This is a genomic window from Pseudomonas sp. Larv2_ips (assembly GCF_963879675.1).
Taxonomy (GTDB): Bacteria; Pseudomonadota; Gammaproteobacteria; order Pseudomonadales; family Pseudomonadaceae; genus Aquipseudomonas.
This window is the reverse complement of sequence record NZ_CAWOAW010000014.1, coordinates 988,172-1,011,108: the sequence shown is the minus strand read 5'-3', so window position 1 is coordinate 1,011,108 and position 22,937 is coordinate 988,172. Positions and strand designations below refer to the sequence as shown.

Below are 22,937 nucleotides of genomic sequence, written 5' to 3'. Positions count from 1 at the left end.
AACGGCCTCCTTTGTGGAGGCCGTTTTTGTTTGTGTCGCCAGGCCCGGCGCCATCGCAGGCAAACCAGCTCCCACGGGAGAGTGCATTTCAAAGGTGGGAGCCGGGCTTGCCCGCGATGAGGCCAGCCAAAACACCCCAGAAACCCCAGCCACCGACTGATCGTTCGCACGCTCTGCGTGGGAACGATCAACTATCTGCTTTTTATTGATGCCAGACTTGAGAAACAGTTTTGTGAAATCCGTTACCAATAAAAGCAAAAAAATGCCCCGATCTCACGACCGGGGCATTTTTTTTGTAACCGTTACGACGCTTAGTGGTTAACAGCCCCACTCGCTCCCAGGCCCGTTTGTGAACGCACAAACTGCGGGAAGTACAGCGCACGCTCTTTCTCTGCCGCCGCCGACTTGTCGGTGATGGAGAAGAACCAGATGCCGATGAACGCAATGATCATCGAGAACAGCGCCGGGTATTCGTACGGGAAGATAGCTTTCTCGTGGTGCAGGATCGACACCCAGATGGTCGGGCCGAGGATCATCAGGCCAACGGCACTGATCAAGCCCAGCCAGCCGCCAATCATCGCGCCGCGGGTGGTGAGGTTTTTCCAGTACATGGAAAGCAGCAGCACCGGGAAGTTACAGCTGGCAGCAATGGAGAACGCCAGGCCGACCATGAACGCAATGTTCTGGCTCTCGAACAAGATACCCAAGCCGATTGCCAGCACCGCCAGGGCGATGGTGGTGATCTTCGACACGCGAATCTCATCCTTCTCGTTGGCCTTGCCCTTCTTGATCACGCTGGCATACAGGTCGTGGGACACCGCCGAAGCACCCGCCAGGGTCAAGCCGGCAACCACTGCCAGAATGGTGGCAAACGCCACGGCCGAGATGAAGCCCAGGAAAATACTGCCGCCCACCGCGTTGGCCAAATGCACCGCCGCCATGTTGTTGCCGCCGAGCAAGGCGCCTGCCGCGTCCTTGAACGCCGGGTTGGTGCTGACCAGCAGGATCGCGCCAAAACCGATGATAAAGGTCAGGATGTAGAAGTAACCGATGAAGCCGGTGGCATACAGCACGCTCTTACGCGCTTCCTTGGCGTCGCTTACGGTGAAGAAGCGCATCAGGATGTGCGGCAGGCCAGCAGTACCGAACATCAGCGCCAGCCCGAGGGAGAACGCCGAGATCGGGTCTTTCACCAGGCCGCCCGGGCTCATGATCGCTTCACCTTTAGGGTGAACCTTGATCGCCTCGGCAAACAGCGTGTTGAAGTCGAAGTTGACGTGCTTCATCACCATCAGCGCCATGAACGAGGCACCGGACAGCAGCAGCACTGCCTTGATGATCTGCACCCAAGTGGTCGCCAGCATGCCGCCGAACAACACATACAGGCACATCAGGATGCCCACCAGAATCACCGCCACGTGGTAATCCAGGCCGAACAGCAGTTGGATCAGCTTGCCCGCGCCAACCATCTGCGCGATCAGGTAGAACGCCACCACCACCAGCGAGCCACAGGCCGACAGGCTGCGGATCTGGGTTTGCCCGAGGCGATAGGACGCCACGTCGGCAAAGGTGTACTTGCCCAGGTTACGCAGGCGCTCGGCGATCAGGAACAGAATAATCGGCCAGCCCACCAGGAAGCCGATCGAATAGATCAGGCCGTCGTAGCCGGAAGTGAACACCAGCGCGGAAATACCCAGGAAAGACGCTGCCGACATATAGTCGCCAGCAATCGCCAGGCCGTTCTGGAAGCCGGTAATCTTGCCGCCGGCCGCATAGTAGTCAGCCGCCGATTTGTTGCGCTTGGACGCCCAGTAGGTGATGCACAGCGTTGCGCCGACAAACGCCACGAACATCAGGATCGCTGCGATATTCAGCGGTTGCTTGTGCACCTCACCGGTCAAGGCATCCGCTGCCCAAACGGCGGGCGCGAAGATCGAAGCGCCACCTACAGCCAATAAACGCCGGATCATTGCGCAGCCTCCTTGAGAATCGCATTGTTCAGGTCGTCGAATTCGCCGTTGGCGCGCCGTACGTAGATGCCGGTAAGAATGAAGGCCGACACAATCAGCCCGACCCCGATCGGGATTCCCCAGGTAATCGAGGAACCGGGGCTGAGCTTGGCCCCCAGCACTTGTGGCCCGTAGGCAATCAACAGGATGAAAGCGGAGTAAAGCCCTAGCATGATCGCCGAGAGAATCCAGGCGAACCTTTCCCTTTTTCTCACCAGCTCCTTGAAACGCGGGCTGTTTTGAATCGAGAGGTAAATGCTGTCGTTCATTGTTTTTATCCTCGCAGCACAGCTTTTTTATTATTGGAACGTATCCACTGTATGCGGCTGCAGAACAGGTTCCAGACGACCTTAGTATTAGAACGACATTAGCGTTGGCGCCAACTTTGAACTGATTAAAGTGACAGCCTTTACCCCAGAAACGACAAAACCCGCCTGACGAAAACGCCAGGCGGGCTTGCAAGGTGCTAACTAGACAGCTCGACGGTTATTTACCAATCCACTCGGCCACACGCTCAGGGTGCTTGGCCACCCAGTCCTTGGCTGCCGCATCCGGCTTGGCACCCTCTTGAATCGCGAGCATGACTTCGCCGATTTCATCCTTGGAGGCCCACTGGAATTTCTTCAGGAAGGCGGCGACTTCCGGCGCCTTCTTCTCCAGGCCCTTGCTGCCGATGCTGTTGACGGTTTCAGCAGCCCCATAAATTCCTTTTGGATCGTCCAGGAAACGCAGTTTCCACTTGGCGAACATCCAGTGCGGCACCCAACCGGTGACCGCAATGGACTCCTGTTTGTCTTCGGCACGGGTCAGTTCGGCGATCATCGCGGCGCCCGAGCTGGCTTGCAGCTTGTAGTCCAGGCCATAGGCCTTGATGGCTTCGTCGGTCTTGAGCATCACGCCTGAACCGGCATCGATGCCGACAATCTTGTTCTTGAAGGTGGTGTCGGTCTTGAGGTCTTCAATCGATTTGGCCTTGACGTACTCCGGCACGATCAGGCCAATTTTTGCATCCTTGAAGTTGGGGCCGTAGTCGACCACCTTGTCCTTGTTCTTGGCCCAGTACTCACCGTGGGTCACGGGCAGCCAGGCAGAGAGCATGGCGTCGAGCTTGCCGGTGGCCACGCCCTGCCACATGATCCCGGTAGCGACGGCCTGCAGTTTCACGTCATAACCGAGCTTTTCCTTGATCACTTCTGCCGCCACGTGGGTGGTGGCAACGCTGTCAGACCAGCCATCTACGTAACCGATGCTCAGGGTTTTGCTGTCGGCGCTGGCCAGTGTGGAGCTCATCGCAACTACCAGAGTGGCAGCTGCGCCCAAGAGTCGTCGCATCTTCATAGTACTTCCCCGAAAGTGCTGCGCCCGGCGGATGCCGAGCGACGTCAACCTGTTGTTATGTGGTGCACCGCGCCCCCTTCACGCGCATCGATCCGGCGGCCCAGACATCAGTGGAGTGCTGACACTTCGATCATCAACCTGCCGGGGCCTTGGACCTGCTCTGACTGCGACCTCAGGTGAGCAAGAAACGACATCACATCGCCAGCAGGACGATTTGTAGGACATCGCAGCAAAATCCCGCCCGAACTTTGCATGTCTAAATTATGCGACCGCACTGGGACGGGCTAAATCCGGGTAAGATGCGCGCCTTTGCTCCCCAGATAAGCCGACCATGCCCGCGACTGCCCGCTTCCCTGCCCTGCCCTATATTTTCGCCCTGATCCTCGGCGTGCTTGCCCTTGTCGGCTATTGGTACGGCCTCGGCCGGCCCGTGGTGTTGCCGGACGTGGCCAGCGCCAGCCACAAAATGCAATGCGCCTCGTACACGCCGTTCGACAAGGACCAGTCGCCGTTCGACCAGCCTTTCAAGCTGCGCCCCGAGCGCATGGACGCCGACCTGGCCCTGCTGGCCACCCGCTTTGAATGCATTCGCACCTACTCCATGACCGGCCTGGAAGCCTTGCCGGACCTGGCACGCAAGCATGGGTTGAAGTTGATGGCCGGCGCCTGGGTCAGCAGTGACCCGGTTGCCACCGAAAAAGAAGTCGCCGAGTTGATCGCTGCCGCCAACGCCAACCCGGACGTGGTCACCTCGGTGATCGTCGGCAACGAAGCGCTGCTGCGCAAGGAAGTCACCGCCAAGCAGTTGGTGACGCTGATCCATAAGGTCAAAAGCCAGATCAAGCAGCCGGTGACTTATGCCGACGTATGGGAGTTCTGGCTCAAGCACCCGGAAATCGCTCCGGCGGTGGATTTCCTGACCATTCACCTGCTGCCGTATTGGGAAGATGACCCGTCGGGCATCGACCAGGCGCTCAAGCACGTGGGTGATGTACGTCAGACTTTCGGCAACCAGTTCGCTCCCAAGGATGTGCTGATCGGCGAGACTGGCTGGCCCAGCGAAGGCCGCCAGCGCGAAACCGCCGTGCCGAGCCGGGTCAATGAAGCCAAGTTCATGCGCGGCTTTGTGGCCATGGCCGAGGCCAATGGCTGGCATTACAACCTGATCGAAGCCTTTGACCAGCCATGGAAACGCGCCAGCGAAGGCGCGGTCGGGGGTTACTGGGGGCTGTTTGATGCTGATCGCCAGGACAAGGGCATCCTCGCCGGGCCGGTCAGCAATGTGCCGTACTGGCCGCTGTGGCTGGGCGTGGGCGGGATTATCCTGCTGGGCACCTTGCTACTTGGTGGGCGCGTTCGCAGCACGCGCGCAGCACTCATGCTGCCATTGCTCGGTGCCGTAGCGGCCTGTTCCATCGGCACCTGGGCCGAACTGACCCGCGTTACCGCGCGCTTCAACGATGAATGGGTGTGGGCAGGCTTGCTGGTGGTGTTGAACCTGCTGGTGCTGGCCCACGCCGCCCTGGCCCTGAGCGCGCGCGACGGTTGGCGTGAGCGGGCCTTTAACTGGCTGGAGCAACGCGCGGGCTGGCTGCTGGCAATCGCCGGGTTCGCCGGTGCGGTAATGATACTGGCGCTGGTGTTTGACCCGCGTTATCGCAGCTTCCCGAGTGCGGCGCTGGTGTTGCCGGCGCTGGTTTACCTGGTTCGCCCGGTAACCGGCCCGCGTCGGGAGATTGCGCTGCTGGCCTTCATCATCGGCGCTGGCATTGCGCCACAGCTGTATCGCGAAGGCGTGCAGAACCAGCAGGCGTGGGGTTGGGCAATCGTGAGTGTGCTGATGGTTGTAGCCTTGTGCCGTTGCTTGCGCGTGCGCAAGGCTTAAGGCCGCCATCGCAGGCAAGCCCGCTCCCACATTAAGGCCGAATTCACGCGGTCAACCTGTGGGAGCGGGCTTGCGGGCGAAGAGCCCCTGTCAGGCCGCCCGCGGCTTTCTGACCAGCCGCAACCCTGCAATCACCACCGCAAACACCGCAAACGTGGTGTTGTACAACGCCAGCGCCGGCAAGCCGAACACCATCCCAAACACGGCCAAGCCCCATCCGGCACGGCCCGGCACAAAAAATCCCAGCACCGATGTAACCAACGCGGCCCAGCCCAACACCTTGAAGTGAATCATCAACCCCAGGTTCGAGCGCAACTGGCATTCCCAGCGGCTGGCCTCATCGGCGCAGATGCCAACCCACTGGCCATCCTCCATAAAGCCATAACGAGCGCCATAACTGGCGGCCAGCCATAAAGGCAAGGCAATAAGCAGCAGGATCAACGGCAAACGACGGGACATGGAGCACTCCGATAGGCAAAAACGGCGCTCAGCTTAATCCCACGGCGGCCGTTAGCAAGCGGTGTGCGCAGATAAGTGTTCATCCAGGCCTCGCAAAGTGTATCTTCTCGCTACTATTACCCCGATTCCGTGGCTTTTTTCCGACTTTTAGTGCCGAAGGCTGGCACTTCGGTGGCAACGCGGTGGTCATAGCCTGCGAACTTCATTCAGCACGTTTCCTCTTAGGGATTAAGTCATGCTCCGTTCCTTGCGCTGTGCTGCCTTGCTGGGCAGCCTATTTTTGAGTGCGTCAGCACTGGCCGTCGACATCGACCAGGCCAGCTATGGCTACCCTTTGACCAACCCGTTCGAAGCGACCATTGCGACCACCCCGCCTGACCTTCGGCCTAAATTGCCGACCGACGACGAGATCAACCAGTCCGACTACACGCTGAACATGCGCCCCGAGCGCGAGTTCAGCCTGCCGGACAACTTCTGGGCGGTGAAGAAACTCACCTATCGCATCGCCAAACAAGACCACGCCGCGCCATTGATCTTTCTGATCGCGGGCACCGGCGCGCGGTTTGACAGCAGCATCAACGAATACCTGAAAAAACTCTATTACCAGGCCGGCTACCACGTGGTGCAGCTGTCGTCGCCGACCAGCTTCGACTTCATCAGCGCCGCCTCGCGCTTCGCCACCCCGGGGATTACCCAGGAAGACGCCGAGGACATGTACCGCGTGATGCAAGCCGTGCGTGCGCAGAACGCCTCGCTGCCGGTAACTGACTTCTACCTCACCGGCTACAGCCTCGGTGCCCTGGATGCGGCGTTTGTCAGCAAGCTCGACGAGACCCGTCGCAGCTTCAACTTCAAAAAGGTGCTGCTGCTCAACCCGCCGGTCAACCTCTACACCTCCATCACCAACCTCGACAAGCTGGTACAGACCGAGGTCAAAGGCATCAACAACACCACCACTTTCTATGAGCTGGTGCTGAGCAAGCTGACCCGCTACTTCCAGCAAAAGGGCTACATCGACCTTAATGACGCCCTGCTCTACGACTTCCAGAACTCCAAGCAGCACCTGACCAACGAACAAATGGCGATGCTGATCGGCACCTCGTTCCGCTTCTCGGCGGCCGACATTGCCTTTACCTCGGACCTGATCAACCGCCGTGGCCTGATCATTCCGCCTAAATACCCGATCACCGAAGGCACCAGCCTCACGCCGTTCCTCAAGCGTGCGCTGCAATGCGACTTCGACTGCTACCTCACCGAACAAGTGATCCCCATGTGGCGCGCGCGTTCCGACGGCGGCAGCCTGCTGCAACTGGTTGACCAGGTGAGCCTGTACGCGCTCAAGGACTACCTGCACAGCAGCCCGAAAATCGCGGTGATGCACAACGCCGACGACGTGATCCTCGGCCCTGGCGACCTCGGTTTCCTGCGTAAAACCTTCGGCGATCGCTTGACCGTCTACCCGCTGGGCGGCCACTGCGGCAACCTCAATTACCGCGTCAACGCCGACGCCATGCTGGAGTTCTTCCGTGGCTAAATATCTTCTGCTGCTCGCCGCCCTGATGTGCGCGGGCGTCGCCAATGCCGACAACAGCAAGGCGCATGAACCGGTCAAGGTTGATTCCGACGGTTTCAAGGAGCCGCTGACCAAGCTCAAGTTCAACCCGGGCCTGGACCAGCGCGAGTTCGAGCGTTCATCGCTGACCGCGCTCAACGTGTATGACCCGCTGGAGTCGTGGAACCGCCGCGTGTACCACTTCAACTATCGCTTCGATCAGTGGGTGTTCCTGCCGGTGGTAGACGGCTACCGCTATGTCACCCCGAGCTTCCTGCGCACCGGCGTGAGCAACTTCTTCAACAACCTGGGCGATGTGCCCAACCTGTTGAACAGCCTGCTGCAGCTCAAGGGCCATCGCTCCCTGGAAACCACCGGGCGCCTGCTGCTCAACACCACCATTGGCGTCGCCGGCCTGTGGGACCCAGCCACTGCCATGGGCCTGCCGCGTCAGAGCGAAGACTTCGGTCAAACCTTGGGCTTCTACGGCGTGCCTGGCGGCGCCTACCTGGTGCTGCCGATCTTCGGCCCGTCGAACCTGCGCGACACCACCGGCCTGATCGTCGACTACGGCGCAGAAACCGAGATCAACTTCCTCAACGTGTCCAAGGTCAGCGAAAACCACCCGGAAATCTGGGCCCTGCGCGCCGTCGACAAGCGCTACCAGACCAGCTTCCGCTACGGTCAGATGAACTCGCCGTTTGAGTACGAGAAAGTGCGGTATATCTACACCGAATCGCGCAAGTTGCAGATTGCCGAGTAAACGCCATCCAGATGCGAAAAAGCCACTCACCTAAGTGAGTGGCTTTTTTGTTTATGCTCCAACATTACTCCGCAGTACGTGACGTATCCACAGAGCGACTGCCAGATTGTTCTTTAACGCCCGGGCATAACCCAAAACCAACCCAGAAGAGCGACCCGACAAAAGGCAACAACGTCCAGAACGAGTTGACCTGGCTAATGCCGTTATCGGTGAGCCTTCGGCATAACAGAGTGACCCTGGCTGGCAGCGTCAGCAGCAAATAACCCAAGCCAATACCCAAGGTAATTTTTATCCAATCTTCAAAAAACCAACTGCAAATCGCTATGTATGCCCCTGCAATTACCTTATCAACCAACTGAAAATACCAGAAGGCTCGCCTGTGCGACCGCCCCTCGAATACAAATGATTTCTTCAGTGCGTCCAGATACCAATTCATTTGAAACTCCCTGATTACAGACTCTGTAAAACGCCTGGATAGGCCAAACAGAGCCGCAGATCTTAGGAAGGTTTGAATGGGTCCTCTGTAGGGAAAAGCCTAAAGCGCAGCGACTAGACTGACTCACACGCCCTGGCAAACACCTGTCAATGCCTTACTGCGTGCCAAATTTTCTCGCAGATCTGAACCACCACCAACGCTACCGCCCCCGCAATAATGCCGGCCACCGCATTGAGCAGCGTCGGCATCAGCCACGCCAGCCCACCGGTGCTCTGGCTCACCGTCTCAATCCAGTGATGCACCACCGGCACGCCGTGGGTGAGAATCCCGCCGCCGACCATGAACATCGCTGCCGTGCCGATCACCGACAGGCTTTTCATCATGTAAGGCGCGGCACGCAGAATCGCCCCGCCGATACTACGTGCGGCCTGGCCGGGCTTTTGGGTCAGCCACAGGCCGAGGTCATCAAGCTTGACGATACCGGCGACCAGGCCGTAAACGCCGATGGTCATGACAATGGCGATGCCGGACAGCACGATCACTTGCTGCATCAACGGTGCATCGGCGACCGTGCCGAGGGTGATGGCGATGATTTCCGCCGACAGAATGAAGTCGGTACGGATCGCGCCCTTGATCTTGTCCTTCTCAAACGCAACCAAGTCAGTCGCCGGGTCCGCCACCGCTTCAACCAAGTGCGCCTGTTCCTCAGTGCGCTTGTGTATGAAGCTATGCGCGAGCTTCTCAAAGCCCTCGAAACACAGATAAGCCCCGCCCAGCATCAACAACGGCGTGACCGCCCACGGCGCAAACGCGCTGATTAGCAGCGCCGCAGGCACCAGAATCAACTTGTTGAGAAACGAACCCTTGGCCACCGCCCACACCACCGGGATCTCCCGCTCGGCACGCACCCCGGAAACCTGCTGGGCATTCAACGCCAAGTCATCGCCGAGCACCCCGGCAGTCTTCTTGGCGGCCATTTTGGTCATCAACGCCACATCGTCGAGGACGGCGGCGATGTCGTCGATCAGTACCAATAAGCTGCTTCCTGCCATGACGCGGTCATCCTGAAATTAAAGTGCCGCGAATATAACGCGGCGACCGTGAGGGAATATAGGTATCCACTGCGTGGATTGCTTTTGATCTTGATCTTGATCTGAGTCGCCCCGTCAACCACGCTGGCCGAACGCAGGCTTGAATCCGTGACTAACCCGGCAGGACGCCGGGTTAGCCGCGCTGGGCCAAGGATGGCCCATCGCGGCGGCCCACGGATTCAAGCCTGCGTGCGGGCATGCCGAGCCTAGGCGAGGCACCGAGTGGTGGGGCGAAGACTTTTTGGTCACTTTTGTGTCTTTACAAAAGTGACCCGCTGTAAGAGCGGAATCCTAAGCGGCCGTTGCCGCAGCAGTGGATATGCACTCCGAATCAATATCCCAGCAAACTGACATATAGCCTTCGCGAGCAAGCCCGCTCCCACAGTTGGAATGTGCTGGGTCAGCAAAATACTGGGCGGCCCGGAGGCCGCTATCGCAGGCAAGCCAGCTCCCACCGTTCAATTGTGTTGGGTCAGCAAGACACCGGGCGGCTCGGAGGCCGCTATCGCAGGCAAGCCAGCTCCCACAGTTTGATTGCGGTGTATCAACTCATCAGGGCGCCTGCCAACCACCGCCCAGGCTCTGGATCAACGCCACGCTGCCCTGGCTCAGTTGCCCTTGGGTATCACGCAGGTTCTGCTCCGCTTGCAGCAACACCAGTTGCTGGGTCAGCACCGTCTCCTGGCTGACTGTGCCTGCGCGCAACTGCGCTTGCTGACTGCCGAACAACTGCTGATTGCGCTGGTACACCTGCTGGAAGGCATCCGCCTGGGTTTGCAGATGATTGATCGCCGACAAGTTGTCCTCGACATTCTGCAAGGCACTCAACACCGTGCCCCGGTAGTTGGCGGCAATTTGGTCATAACTGGCCTCAGCCTGCTTGACCGCCGCCTCGCGCGCGCCGCCATCAAAAATCGTCTCCGCCAGCGCCGGCCCCAATGTCCAGATGCGGTTGGGCAGGGAGAACAACCCACCCAGCGCACTGCCGCGATACCCCAGCTGGGCAGTCAGGTCCAGGGTGGGAAAGAACGCCGCCTGCGCCACGCCGATCTTGGCATTCGCCGCCGCCGCCGAGCGCTCGGCCGCAACCACGTCAGGCCGGCGTTGCAACAAAGTCGAGGCCAGGGTCAACGGTGGCCGTGGCACCACGAATGCAAAATCAGTGCGTGGCGCAATGCTGAACTCACTCGGCGCCACGCCCACCAGCACCGCCAAGGCATGCTCGTACTGTTCGCGATCACGCAGCGAGGTCTGCAAGCCGGCTATCGAGGTGGTCAATTGATCCTGAGCCACCAGCAACTGGTCATTGGTCGCCACGCCCTGGGTGAACTGCGCCTGGATCATGTCGAGCAATTGCTGATTGATGCTCTGCTGCTGTTGCAACAGGCGCACATCGATATCCATCTGCCGCAACGCCAGGTAATTGCTTGCCACGCTGGAACTGATCGACAACCGCACACCGGCCAGCAGCGCATCCGATTGCTGGGCGGTGGCCTGGCTCGATTCGATCCCCCGGCGCACTTCACCCCACAAATCCGGCTCCCAGCTCGCGGTCAAGGTGGCGCTGACACTGTTCTTCACCCCGGTCGATGCGGTGGTGGTGCTGGACGTGCTGCCGTCGCCGCCCTCGCCGCGCGAACCGGACAAGCCCACGCCCACCGTCGGCCACAACCCGGCGCGGCTCGACGCCACCTGCGCCTGGGCCAATCGATACGCCGCCTCGGCCGCAATAATCGACTGGTTGGCCTTGGCCGAACGCGCCACCAAATCATTGAGCACCGGGTCCTGATAGGCCAGCCACCACTGGCTGTCCAGCGCCCCTTGGGGGTTGGACACCGCGCGCTGCCACTGCGCGTCTTCCTTGAACGACTGCGGCAGCTCCATTGCCGGTTTCTGGTAATCCGGCCCCACCATGCAGCCCCCCAGCACCAGGCTGGCCAACAGCACGCTATATCTGAGTTTCATGACCTTGCTTCCTTGTGCCGCCCCAGGCGTTGCGACGCCCGGTCGAGCCAGAGGTAAATCACCGGAGTGGTGTAGAGCGTCAGCACCTGGCTGAGCAACAGCCCACCAATAATCGCAATCCCCAACGGCCGGCGCAGTTCCGAGCCATAACCTGAGCCGAGCACCAGCGGCAGCGCGCCGAGAATCGCCGCCAGCGTTGTCATCATGATCGGCCGGAAGCGGATCAGGCAGGCACGCCGGATCGCTTCCTTGGCCGTGAGGCCGAACTCACGCCGCTCGGTGATCGCGAAGTCGATCATCATGATTGCGTTCTTCTTGACGATGCCGATCAACAGGATCACGCCCACCAGCGCGATGATCGACAGTTCGGTGCCGGTCAGCAGCAAGGCGATCAACGCACCGACGCCCGCCGAGGGCAAGGTGGAGAGGATGGTCAGTGGGTGCATCAGGTTTTCATACAGAATGCCCAGCACGATGTACACCGAGAGCAACGCGGCGACGATCAGCAGCGGCTCGCTGGCCACCGACGACTGGAACACCTGGGCCGTGCCGGCAAACTGGCCGGTGACGCTGGCCGGCATGCGCAGCTGTTTCACCGCGTCCTCCACCAGCGCGGTGGCCTGGCCGATCGAGGTGCCGGGGGCGAGGTTGAACGAGACGGTCACGGCGGGAAAAGTGCCTTGGTGGCTGATCGAAATCGCCGTGCGCGAGATGCTGTTATCGGCCAGCGCGGACAGCGGCACCAACGTCGTGGGCGTGGTCAGGTTCGGCGCGACGGTGGTGCCCTTGGCCGCCACTGCCGTGTTGCCGGCCGGCACGTAAATACCCTCGAGCGCTTGAGGATCGGTCCAGTACTGCGGGGCGATTTCCATCACCACGTGGTACTGGTTGGCGGCGCGGTAAAGGGTCGAGACCTGACGCTGGCCGAACGCGTCGTACAGCGTCTGGTCCACCGCCGACATGCCCACGCCGAGCCGCGCGGCGGTGTCGCGGTTGATGCTCACATTGGCCAATAGACTGTTGTCTTGCTGATCGGTGTTCAAGTCGGTGAGTTGCGGCAACGTGTGCAGCACTTCCACCACCTTGGGCACCCATTCATCCAGGGATTGCTGGTCGTCGGCAGTCAGCGTGTATTGGTACTGCGCGCCGCTTTGTCGCCCCCCCACGGTGATGTCCTGGGCGGCCTGCAAAAACAGCTTGGTGCCAGGCAGATCGCCGAGGCTGCGGCGGATCTGGCCGATCACATCGACGGCACTGTCCTTGCGCTGATCAATCGGCTTGAGCAGCACAAACAGCTGCGCACTGTTGACCGCCCCGCCGCCACCGCCACCACCGCCGACAAACCCGGCAGCGGTTTGCACATTGGGGTTTTGCATGACCTTGTGGTTGATCTCGGTGAAGTCCTTTTGCATCGCCCCGTAGGAAATACTCTGCGCCGCGATGATGCTGCCCTGCAGGCGGCCGGTGTCTTCCTGGGGAAAAAAGCCCTTGGGCACCAGCACGTACAGCACGCCCGCGAGCACGATCACCAGCACCGTCACTCCGCCCATCAGAATCGAGTGCTCGATGACCCAGCCCAGCGTGCGGTCGTAAAAGCGGTGAAAGCGTGAATCCGGGTGTTCATTGCCTTCGCGGATTTCCTTCGGCGCGCGCAGCAGCACGCTGGCGAGCATCGGCGTCACCGTCAGCGAAATCACCATCGAGATGACGATGGCCACCGACAGCGACACCGAGAACTCGCGAAACAGCCGCCCGACAATCCCGCCCATCAGCAGCAACGGAATAAACACCGCCACCAGCGACACGCTGATGGTCAGCACCGTAAAGCCGACTTCCTGCGCCCCGGCCAGCGCGGCTTCGACCCGTGTCTTGCCGCGCTCCAGGTGGCGCATGATGTTTTCCACCACCACGATCGCATCGTCGACCACAAAGCCGGTGGAAATCGTCAGCGCCATCAGCGACAGGTTATTCAGGCTGTAGCCGAGGAAGTACATCGCGCCAAAGGTGCCAAGCAACGACAACGGCACCACCACGGCGGGCACCAGGGTGCTGCGCCAGTCGCGGAAGAAACCGAAGGTCACCAGCGTCACCAGCAGGATCGAGGCCAGCAAGGTCACTTCCACGTCATGCAACGACGCGCGAATAGTGGTGGTGCGGTCCATCAACAGGTTGAGCTTGATCGACGCCGGGATCGAGCTTTGCAAAAACGGCAGCGAGGCTTTCACCGCATCCACCGTGTCGATCACGTTGGCGCCCGGCTGCTTGAACACCACCAGCAGCACCGCCGGCTTGCCGTTGGACAGGCCGAAGTTGCGCAGGTCCTGCACGTCTTCGCGCACATAGCCGAGGTCGGCAATGTGGATCAGATCGCCGTTTTTGGCCTTGACCACCAGCGGCCCGTAGTCGTTGCTGTCGAGCAACTGGTCATTAGCGCCAATGCCATACGAGCGGTCGCCAACTGCCACGTTGCCCTTGGGCAAGTTGGCGTTGGAGGCGCTGATAACCTGGCGCACCTGCTCCAGGCTGACGCCGTATTGGTTGAGCCGGTCCGGGTTCAGCTCAATGCGCACCGCCGGCAACGCGCCGCCGCCCACCGTGACGTCGCCGACGCCGGTGGTCTGCAACAGGCGTTGTTCGAGTACGGTCGAGGCGGCGTCGTACATCTGCCCCGGCGTGGCGCTGTCGGAGGTCAGGCTGATGATCAGGATCGGCGAATCGGCCGGGTTGACCTTGCGGTAGGTCGGGTTGCCGGACAAGTCGCTGGGCAAGTTGCTGCGCGCGGCGTTGATCGCCGCCTGCACATCCCGCGCGGCGCCGTCGATGTCGCGGCTCAAGTCGAACTGCAGGGTGATGCGCGTGGAGCCGAGGCTGCTGGCCGAGGTCATTTGCGTGACCCCGGCGATCTGCCCGAACTGGCGTTCCAGCGGCGTGGCCACGGAGCTGGCGACGGTGGTGGGGTCGGCGCCAGGTAATGAGGCGCTGACGCTGATGGTGGGGAAATCCACTTCCGGCAGCGGCGCCACCGGCAACAGGTTGAAGGCCAACACACCAAACAACGCCAGCCCGGCCGCCAGCAACGTGGTGGCAATCGGGCGATTTATAAACGGCGCGCTGAGGTTCATCGCATCATTCCAGCGCCACCGGGCGGCGGCTGAAACGCTGCCCCAGGCCGTGCATGGCGAGGAAGATCACCGGCGTGGAAAACAGCGTGAGCAACTGGCTGAGCAACAGCCCGCCGATGATCGCGATGCCCAGCGGGTGGCGCAGCTCCGAGCCGATGCCGGTGCCCAACGCCAACGGCACGGCACCGAACAGCGAGGCCATGCTGGTCATCAGGATCGGCCGAAAGCGCAGCTCCGCCGCCTGGCGAATCGCTTCTACCGGGCTCAAGCCGCCCTCACGTAGAAGCTCCAGCGCGAAGTCGACCATCATGATGCCGTTTTTCATGACGATGCCGATCAGCAACACAATGCCAATCAGGCCGATGATGTCGAACTGCGTGCCCGTCACCAGCAACGCCAGCAACGCGCCGAGGGCCGCCGACAACAGGGTCGACAGGATGGTCACCGGGTGCACGAAGCTCTCGTACAGAATGCCCAGCATCAGGTACACCACCACGATCGCCGCCAGCACCAGAAACACCTGGTTTGACAGCGATGCCTGGAACGTCGCCGCCGCACCTTCAAGATTGGCTTGCACCGACAACGGCAGGCCGACCTTGGCTTCAATGTCCTGCAGCCGCGTCACCGCCGCGCCCAGCGTCTGGCCGGGCGCGAGGTTGAACGACACATCCGCATAGGGAAACTGCCCCAACCGGTTGATGGTGACCGGCGAACGCACCACCTCCAGGGTCGCCATGCTCGACAGCGGCGCCACGCCACCGCCAGGAATATCCACGTACAAACCGGTGAGCAAGTCCGGCAAGTTGCGCGGCGGGTGGTCGGTGGCGATCACCACGTGGTACTGGTTGAGCTGGGTGTAGATGGTTGAGACCTGGCGCTGGCCGAACGCGTCGTACAGCACATCGTCAATGGCCTGCGGTGTAATCCCCAGGCGCGAGGCGGTGGCGCGGTCGAAGGTCAGCTTGATCTGGTTGCCAAACTGCATGGCCTGGCTTTGCACGTCGGTGAACATCGGGTCTTGCTTGATCGCGGCCAGCAGCTTGGTGGTCCACTGCTCCAGCTCATCCGGGTCGGTGGCTTGCAGGCCCAGGCGGTAACTGGTGGTGGACACCGTGGCGTCCAGGGTCAGGTCCTGCACCGAGTGCAGGTACAGGCGGATGCCGGCGTCGTCGGCATTCGCATCGGCCAGGCGGCGGATCACTTCGGTGCTGCTGTCTCGCTCGCCACGCGGCTTGAGGTTGATCAGCAAGTTGCCCTGGTTGATGGTCGGGTTGGTCTGGTCGATACCGACGAACGACGACAGGCTTAGCACCGCCGGGTCCTTGAGGATGCGTGCGGCCAGGCGTTGCTGTTCAACCTGCATCTGCTGAAACGAGATGGTCGGCGAGGCCTGGGAAATGCCCTGGATCAGGCCGGTGTCCTGATCGGGAAAAAAGCCCTTGGGCATGATCACCAAGGTGAACAAGGTCAGCGCGGCGGTGAGCACCACCGAGATCAGGGTCAAGGTGCGGTGCGCCAACACCCAATCCAGGCCGCGTACGTAGTGGTTGTTGATGCGGTCGAAGAAGTCCGGGCGGCGCTCCTCATGCTTGGACTTGAGCATGCGCGCGCACATCATGGGCGTCAGCGTCAGTGAAATCACTGCCGAAATCACGATGGTCACCGCCACGGTCATGGCGAATTCGCGGAACAATCGCCCGACCACATCGCCCATGAACAGCAGCGGGATCATCACCGCAATCAGCGCGATGGACAGCGAGATGATGGTGAAGCCGATCTGCTCCGCGCCCTTGAGCGCCGCTTGCAACGGGGTGTCGCCGGCCTCCAGGTAGCGCGTGATGTTTTCGATCATGACGATGGCGTCATCGACCACAAAACCGATGGCGATGGTCAATGCCATCAACGTCAGGTTGTTCAGCGAAAAGCCCAGCGCGTAGGCCACCGCCAGGGTGCCGATCAACGTCAGCGGGATGGTGACGGCAGGAATGATCGTGGCCGCAATATTGCGCAGGAAGATGAAGATCACGATCACCACCAGCAAAATCGCCAGCCCCAGCTCGTACTGCACATCGGTGACCGAGGCGCGGATGGTCTGGGTGCGGTCGGTGAGCACCGCGACCTTCAAGGTGCCCGGCAGGCTGGCGCGTAATTTGGGCAGCAGTTGCTGCACGCGGTCGACCACTTCGATCACGTTGGCGCCGGGTTGGCGCTGGATGTTCAACACGATGGACGGCGTGTCATTGGTCCACGCCGCCTGGCGGGGGTTTTCCGCGCCCTGGGTGGAACTGGCGATCTGCGACAGGCGAATCGGCGCGCCATTTTTGTAGGCAATCACCAGGTCACGGTATTCCTCGGCCGACTGCAGTTGGTCGTTGGCGCCAATGGAATAGGCCTGAAACTTGCCATCGATATTGCCCTTGGCCTGGTTGACGTTGGCCGTACCGAGCGAGGTGCGCAGGTCATCCAGGGACAGGCCGAGGCTGTTCAGCGCCGACGTGTTGGCCTCGACCCGCACCGCCGGGCGCTGGCCGCCACTGATGGTGACCAGCCCGACGCCGGTGATCTGCGAGATTTTCTGTGCCAGGCGCGTGTCGGCCAGGTCTTCGACCTTGGTCAGCGGCAACACGTCGGAGGTCAATGACAGGGTCAGCACCGGCGCATCTGCCGGGTTGACCTTGCTGTACACCGGCGGGTACGGCAGGTTGGCCGGCAGGAAGGTGCCCGCCGCGTTGATCGCCGCCTGCACTTCCTGTTCGGCCACGTCCAGCGACAGCGACAGGTCGAATTGCAGGGTCACCACCGAGGCGCCGTCCGAGCTGGTGGAGTTCATCGACTTGAGGCCGGGCATTTCGCCGAGCTGGCGCTCCAGCGGCGCGGTGATCGAAGAACTGACCACGTCGGGGCTGGCACCGGGGTATTGGGTGAACACCTGGATGGTCGGGTAATCCACCTCCGGCAGCGCCGACACCGACAGCAAGTGGTAACCCAACAGGCCGAGCAGCAACACCGCGACCATCATCAGCGTGGTGGCCACCGGGCGTTCGATAAAGGGCCGCGAAATATTCATGCTCGGCAGCTCCTCACTGGGCGACGACCTTCACCGCCGAGCCGTCGTCGAGCTTGTCGGCGCCTTCGGTGATCACCTGCTCACCGGCCTTGACGCCATTGTCGAGCACCGCCGAGACATCGCCGCTGGACGGGCCGGTCTTGATCGTGCGCAGGCTGGCCTTGTTGCCGTTGACCACAAACACGAAGTCGCCCTTGCTGCCGTGCTGGATCGCACGGGTCGGGACCACGGCGATCTGGCTCAAAGTGTCGGCCTTGAGCCGCGCATTGACGAACTGATTGGGAAACAGCGCATTGCCCGAATCATCGAACTGCGCCTTGACCTTGATCGTGCCGGTGCTGGTGTCCACCTCGTTGTCCAGCGCCAGCAGCGCGCCGGTGGCAAGCAGGGATTTCTTGTTGCGGTCGTAGGCCAACACCGTGACGCTGCCATGGGACATGGCCTGGTTGATCGCGCCCAGGTCATCTTCGGGCACGGCAAACACCACGGTGGCCGGGTTCATCTGGGTGATCACCACGATGCCAGTGGTGCTGGCGGTGGTCACGTAGTTGCCAGGATCGACCAGGCGCAGGCCGACCACGCCATCCACCGGAGAGGTGATGGTGCAGTAGCTCAATTGCACTTCGAGGTTTTGTACGTTGCCTTGGTCGGCGGCCACAGTGCCTTGTTGTTGCTGCACCAGCGAGGCTTGGGTGTCGAGGGTTTGCTGGCTGGTGGAGCCGGCTTTGACCAGGTCGCGGTAACGGGCCAGGTCGCGCTGGGCATTGCTCAACACTGCCTGGTCGTGAGCCAGGGTGCCCTTGGCCACGGCCAGCTGCGCCTTGAGCGCGCGGTCGTCGATACGGGCGATGACCTGGCCTTTGCTGACGTGCTGGCCTTCCTTGAATTCCACGCTGCTGAGGATGCCATCGACCTGGGTCACCACCGTGACACTGCGGGTGGGCGTGACGGTGCCGAGGGCGTCGATGTACACCGGCACATCCTGCAAGGCCACCGGCACTGCTGCCACCGGTTCGCCGGGGGACACGGGCTTGCCTTTATGGGCGCCGCCAAACAAATGCATGCCCAGGCCAATCAACAGCGCCACCACCAATAACGCGCCAACAACCCAGGCGAACGTACGTCGTCTGCTTTTCTCCACGGTTTCTCACTCGAACGCCGAATACAGGACTGAACGCAGACCCGGATGGCCGCGTCCTTGCTCTGAACTCTAGCAGCGCGCCCAGCCTGTGCCTGTACTACCGTGAATGCGTTCAGCATCAAGACAGACAAAGTCAGCTGCAAGGCCCGGCGTACAAGGGCTGCGCCGGCATTCTTGAGCGCTGCGTCAAGCCGGTGCTACCATGCTCGACCGCCTGTCCTGGCAAGGAAAATCCTGGTTTATGAGCACCATTCGCGAGCGCAATAAAGAAATGATCCTGCGGGCGGCCAGCGAGGAGTTTGCCGACAAGGGCTTCGCCGCGACCAAAACCAGCGACATCGCCGCCAAGGCCGGGCTGCCCAAGCCCAACGTCTATTACTACTTCAAGAGCAAGGACAACCTCTACCGCGAGGTGCTCGAAAGCATTATCGAGCCGATCCTGGCGGCGTCCACGCCGTTCAATCCAGACGGCGAGCCCGCGGTGGTGCTGAGCAATTACATCCGCTCCAAGATCCGCATCTCCCGCGACCTGCCGTTTGCCTCCAAGGTATTCGCCAGCGAAATCATGCACGGCGCACCGCACCTGAGCAGTCAGCAGGTCGAGCAACTGAACGCCCAGGCCAAGCACAACATCGACTGCATCCAGAGCTGGGTGGATCGCGGCCTGATTGCCGCCATTGACCCCAACCACCTGATGTTCAGCATTTGGGCGGCGACGCAGACCTACGCCGACTTTGATTGGCAGATATCGGCGGTGACCGGCAAGGCCAAGCTGGATGAGGCCGATTATGAAGCGGCGGCGCAGACGATTATTCGGTTGGTGCTTAAGGGGTGTGAGCCGGACTGAGAGACCGCGGCGCCTGTGCCATTCGCGAGCAAGCCCGCTCCCACAGGTTTTTGCGCTAGACACACAGTGTATGAACACCTTAGAGCCAATGTGGGAGCGGGCTTGCTCGCGAAAGCGCCCTCCCAGACACATCCTGCCAAAAGCCTGACGATCAGCATCCGTCACTAGGATCTAGCCTCTCAGAACACTCTCTGAAGGGAGGCAATGGAATGCCTGATCACGCGACCTCACACCGCCTGCGCATCGGCCGATTCAGCGAATCAAATCGCACCTACCTGATCACCACCAACACCCACGAACGCGTACCAATATTCAGCGACTTTCACCTCGGTCGCCTGGTGGTCTGGCAGTTCAGATTGGCCCAGTACCAAGGGCTGGCTAACTCCCTGGCCTGGGTGGTGATGCCTGACCATTTTCACTGGCTGATCGAACTGAAAAAAGGCTCGCTGGGGGATCTGCTGTGCCAGGTGAAATCCAAAAGCACTCGGACTGTGAACGGTGCCACGGGCCGCAAGGGGCGGCTGTGGCAGACCAGCTTTCATGATCGTGCGCTGCGCAAGGAAGACGACTTGGTGAAAATGGCCAGGTATGTTGTCGCCAACCCTCTGCGGGCCGGGTTGGTGAAGCGCATTGGCGACTATCCGCTGTGGGATGCGGTTTGGGTATAGAGCCGGGACCGAGTCGTCGCCTTCGCGAGCAAGCCCGCTCCCACATTTAATCTGTGAACACGGTCAAAAAACTGTGGGAGCGGGCTTGCTCGCGAAGGGGCCAGCCCAGTCATCTCAAATCAAGCAGACACCCCCGCATCCGCCAACAACCCCACCCCCTCAATCGCCGTAATCGCGCACTGCTCATCAATATCCGAAGTGTCCCCACTGATCCCGATCGCCCCCAGTACCGCCCCCGCCTGATCCCGAATCAACACGCCGCCCGGCGCGGGCACCACGCTGCCCTGCCCGAGGCTGTTCAACGCCGCGATAAATGCCGGGCGCTGCTGCGCATCCAACGCCAGCAAGCGCGAACCCTTGCCCAGCGCAATCGCGCCCCAGGCCTTGCCGATGGCGATTTGCGGGCGCAGCAGGCTGGCGCCGTCTTCGCGTTGCAGGGTAACCAAGTGGCCGCCGCTGTCGAGCACCGCAATGGTCAGCGGCGCGGCGCATATGGTGCGGCCTGCGGTGAGGGCCTGGCTGGCCAGTTGGGTGGCGAGTTTCAAGGTTAAAGCGCTCATGGGTGCCGTCCTTCTTTTGTTATTGGGAAAGGGTTGAAGCCTGTTTGATCAGAAGCTCGATCAAACAAATAGAACACAATGAAATTATTTTTTGTATACAATATTTCCGCACAAAGGCTCCATACGTCGAAAAAATCTATCCAGACCTGCGTAAAGGCGAGTTTATAAAATGCATTGACCTGCCCCGCTCGCCGTGAATACACTTCGACCAGAAACCACTTGTATACAATTACAAAACGCAAGAGGCACCAAAACCATGAGCAAAATGAGAGCAATCGAAGCCGCCGTCCTGGTGATGCGCCGTGAAGGCGTAGACACCGCCTTCGGCATTCCAGGCGCCGCCATCAACCCGCTGTATTCGGCCTTGCAGAAGGTCGGTGGCATCGATCACGTCCTTGCTCGCCACGTTGAAGGCGCCTCGCACATGGCCGAGGGCTACACCCGCACCAAGGCCGGCAATATCGGTGTGTGCATCGGCACCTCGGGCCCGGCGGGCACCGACATGGTCACCGGCCTGTACAGCGCCTCGGCCGACTCGATCCCGATTCTGTGCATCACCGGCCAGGCCCCGCGTGCACGCATGCACAAAGAGGATTTCCAGGCCGTCGACATCACCAGCATCGTCAAGCCGGTGACCAAGTGGGCGACCACCGTCCTGGAGCCGGGCCAAGTGCCTTACGCGTTCCAGAAAGCCTTCTATGAAATGCGCTCCGGCCGCCCAGGCCCGGTGCTGATCGACCTGCCATTCGACGTGCAGATGGCCGAGATCGAATTCGACATCGACGCCTACCAGCCGCTGCCCCTGGCCAAACCATTGGCCACGCGCATCCAGGTCGAAAAAGCGTTGGCGCTGCTGGAGCAGGCCGAACGGCCATTGCTGGTCAGCGGTGGCGGCGTGATCAACGCCGACGCCAGCGAACTGCTGGTGGAGTTCGCCGAATTGACCGGCATTCCGGTGATCCCGACGCTGATGGGCTGGGGCACGATCCCGGACGATCACCCGCAGATGGTCGGCATGGTCGGCCTGCAAACCTCGCACCGTTATGGCAACGCGACGCTGCTCAAATCGGACGTAGTGCTGGGTATCGGCAACCGCTGGGCCAACCGCCACACCGGCTCGGTGGAGGTGTACACCGAAGGGCGCAAATTCATCCACGTCGACATCGAGCCGACGCAGATTGGCCGTGTGTTCACCCCGGACCTGGGCATCGTTTCCGATGCCGGCTCCGCCCTGACGATGTTCATTGAAGTGGCCCGCGAGTGGAAAGCCGCCGGCAAACTCAAGGACCGCAGCGCCTGGCTGCACGACTGCCAGGAGCGCAAGGCCACCCTGCACCGCAAGACCCACTTCGACAACGTGCCGGTCAAGCCGCAACGCGTGTATGAAGAGATGAACCAGGTGTTCGGCAAAGACACCTGCTACGTCAGCACCATCGGCCTGTCGCAGATTGCCGGCGCGCAATTCCTGCACGTCTACAAGCCACGTCACTGGATCAACTGCGGCCAGGCCGGTCCCTTGGGCTGGACCATTCCGGCCGCGCTCGGTGTGGTCAAGGCTGACCCGAGCCGCAAAGTGGTGGCGCTGTCGGGCGACTATGACTTCCAGTTCATGATCGAAGAGCTGGCCGTGGGCGCGCAGTTCAAGCTGCCGTACATCCACGTGGTGGTGAACAACTCCTACCTCGGGTTGATCCGCCAGGCCCAGCGCGGGTTTGAGATGGACTACTGCGTGCAGCTGTCCTTCGACAACCTCAACGCCCCGGAACTCAATGGGTATGGCGTCGATCACGTGGCCGTCGCCGAAGGCCTGGGGTGCAAGGCACTGCGTGTATTCGAACCGGGCCAGATCGCCCCGGCGCTGCGCAAGGCCAAGGAAATGATCGAAGAATTCAAGGTTCCGGTGATTGTTGAGATTATTCTGGAGCGCGTGACCAATATTTCCATGGGCACCGAGATCAACGCCGTCAACGAATTCGAAGATCTGGCCCTGGTCGGCAACGATGCGCCGACTGCCATTTCCCTGCTCGATTAAGG

The 22,937-nt window shown here is 61.0% G+C and carries 17 protein-coding genes; 6 read left to right on the top strand and 11 right to left on the bottom strand.

All coding sequences use genetic code 11. From position 1 onward, the window contains the following. Positions 1-311: 311 nt before the first annotated feature. The 3 genes from AACV02_RS11175 to AACV02_RS11165 form a co-directional block, all read right to left on the bottom strand. Complete coding sequence (locus AACV02_RS11175; RefSeq protein ID WP_106576744.1) at positions 312-1,970, bottom strand: cation acetate symporter; 1,659 nt, start codon at positions 1,968-1,970, stop codon at positions 312-314. Further along, entirely contained in the window at positions 1,967-2,278 is a 312-nt protein-coding gene (locus AACV02_RS11170) for a DUF485 domain-containing protein (protein ID WP_106576745.1), read from the bottom strand. Before AACV02_RS11170 ends, AACV02_RS11175 begins: the two co-directional genes overlap by 4 nt. A gap of 217 nt (positions 2,279-2,495) precedes the next feature. Next, positions 2,496-3,347, bottom strand: a complete 852-nt coding sequence (locus AACV02_RS11165; RefSeq protein WP_106576746.1) for a glycine betaine ABC transporter substrate-binding protein — start codon at positions 3,345-3,347, stop codon at positions 2,496-2,498. A 331-nt stretch (positions 3,348-3,678) separates the two neighbouring features. Here AACV02_RS11165 and AACV02_RS11160 point away from each other — a divergent pair, with 331 nt between their 5' ends. Further along, positions 3,679-5,232: a glycoside hydrolase family 17 protein gene (locus tag AACV02_RS11160; RefSeq protein WP_119739563.1), complete on the top strand. Its 1,554-nt coding sequence runs from the start codon at positions 3,679-3,681 to the stop codon at positions 5,230-5,232. A gap of 90 nt (positions 5,233-5,322) precedes the next feature. Here AACV02_RS11160 and AACV02_RS11155 read toward each other — a convergent pair whose 3' ends face one another. Further along, complete coding sequence (locus tag AACV02_RS11155) at positions 5,323-5,691, bottom strand: hypothetical protein (RefSeq protein ID WP_119739562.1); 369 nt, start codon at positions 5,689-5,691, stop codon at positions 5,323-5,325. A 235-nt stretch (positions 5,692-5,926) separates the two neighbouring features. On the opposite strand from AACV02_RS11155, the gene AACV02_RS11150 reads away from it, so the two are divergent. Both AACV02_RS11150 and AACV02_RS11145 read left to right on the top strand, forming a co-directional pair. Further along, on the top strand, positions 5,927-7,225 hold the full coding sequence (locus tag AACV02_RS11150; protein WP_106576749.1) for a serine/threonine protein kinase: 1,299 nt from the start codon (positions 5,927-5,929) through the stop codon (positions 7,223-7,225). Further along, entirely contained in the window at positions 7,218-8,006 is a 789-nt protein-coding gene (locus tag AACV02_RS11145) for an MlaA family lipoprotein (protein WP_119739561.1), read from the top strand. The genes AACV02_RS11150 and AACV02_RS11145 overlap by 8 nt, the downstream gene beginning before the upstream one ends. 64 nt (positions 8,007-8,070) lie before the next feature. Here the strand turns inward: AACV02_RS11145 and AACV02_RS11140 are convergent, their stop codons facing one another. The 6 genes from AACV02_RS11140 to AACV02_RS11115 all read right to left on the bottom strand — a co-directional run bounded on the left by AACV02_RS11140 (position 8,071) and on the right by AACV02_RS11115 (position 18,828). Then, the gene (locus AACV02_RS11140) at positions 8,071-8,442 is read right to left on the bottom strand and encodes a DUF805 domain-containing protein (RefSeq protein WP_119739560.1); all 372 of its coding nucleotides are present in this window, start codon (positions 8,440-8,442) and stop codon (positions 8,071-8,073) included. A 146-nt stretch (positions 8,443-8,588) separates the two neighbouring features. Next, positions 8,589-9,494, bottom strand: a complete 906-nt coding sequence (locus tag AACV02_RS11135; RefSeq protein WP_119739559.1) for a DUF808 domain-containing protein — start codon at positions 9,492-9,494, stop codon at positions 8,589-8,591. 591 nt (positions 9,495-10,085) lie between these two features. After that, on the bottom strand, positions 10,086-11,498 hold the full coding sequence (locus AACV02_RS11130) for an efflux transporter outer membrane subunit (protein WP_119739558.1): 1,413 nt from the start codon (positions 11,496-11,498) through the stop codon (positions 10,086-10,088). Then, the gene (locus tag AACV02_RS11125; RefSeq protein WP_119739557.1) at positions 11,495-14,620 is read right to left on the bottom strand and encodes an efflux RND transporter permease subunit; all 3,126 of its coding nucleotides are present in this window, start codon (positions 14,618-14,620) and stop codon (positions 11,495-11,497) included. The genes AACV02_RS11130 and AACV02_RS11125 overlap by 4 nt, the downstream gene beginning before the upstream one ends. A 4-nt stretch (positions 14,621-14,624) precedes the next feature. After that, positions 14,625-17,687 (bottom strand): efflux RND transporter permease subunit, encoded by a 3,063-nt coding sequence (locus AACV02_RS11120; protein ID WP_106576755.1) that lies wholly within the window; start codon positions 17,685-17,687, stop codon positions 14,625-14,627. Between the two features lie 13 nt (positions 17,688-17,700). Continuing rightward, a complete protein-coding gene (locus AACV02_RS11115; RefSeq protein ID WP_119739556.1) occupies positions 17,701-18,828 on the bottom strand; it encodes an efflux RND transporter periplasmic adaptor subunit in 1,128 nt (375 codons plus the stop codon). A 241-nt stretch (positions 18,829-19,069) separates the two neighbouring features. Between AACV02_RS11115 and AACV02_RS11110 the strand changes: the two genes are divergently transcribed. Next, positions 19,070-19,675 (top strand): TetR/AcrR family transcriptional regulator, encoded by a 606-nt coding sequence (locus AACV02_RS11110; protein ID WP_083359383.1) that lies wholly within the window; start codon positions 19,070-19,072, stop codon positions 19,673-19,675. Between the two features lie 209 nt (positions 19,676-19,884). Beyond that, complete coding sequence (locus tag AACV02_RS11105) at positions 19,885-20,343, top strand: REP-associated tyrosine transposase (protein ID WP_119739555.1); 459 nt, start codon at positions 19,885-19,887, stop codon at positions 20,341-20,343. A 119-nt stretch (positions 20,344-20,462) separates the two neighbouring features. Here AACV02_RS11105 and AACV02_RS11100 read toward each other — a convergent pair whose 3' ends face one another. Next, a complete protein-coding gene (locus AACV02_RS11100) occupies positions 20,463-20,903 on the bottom strand; it encodes a GlcG/HbpS family heme-binding protein (protein WP_106576758.1) in 441 nt (146 codons plus the stop codon). A gap of 256 nt (positions 20,904-21,159) precedes the next feature. Between AACV02_RS11100 and gcl the strand changes: the two genes are divergently transcribed. Continuing rightward, complete coding sequence (gene gcl / locus AACV02_RS11095; protein WP_119739554.1) at positions 21,160-22,935, top strand: glyoxylate carboligase; 1,776 nt, start codon at positions 21,160-21,162, stop codon at positions 22,933-22,935. The last annotated feature ends 2 nt before the right edge of the window (positions 22,936-22,937 follow it).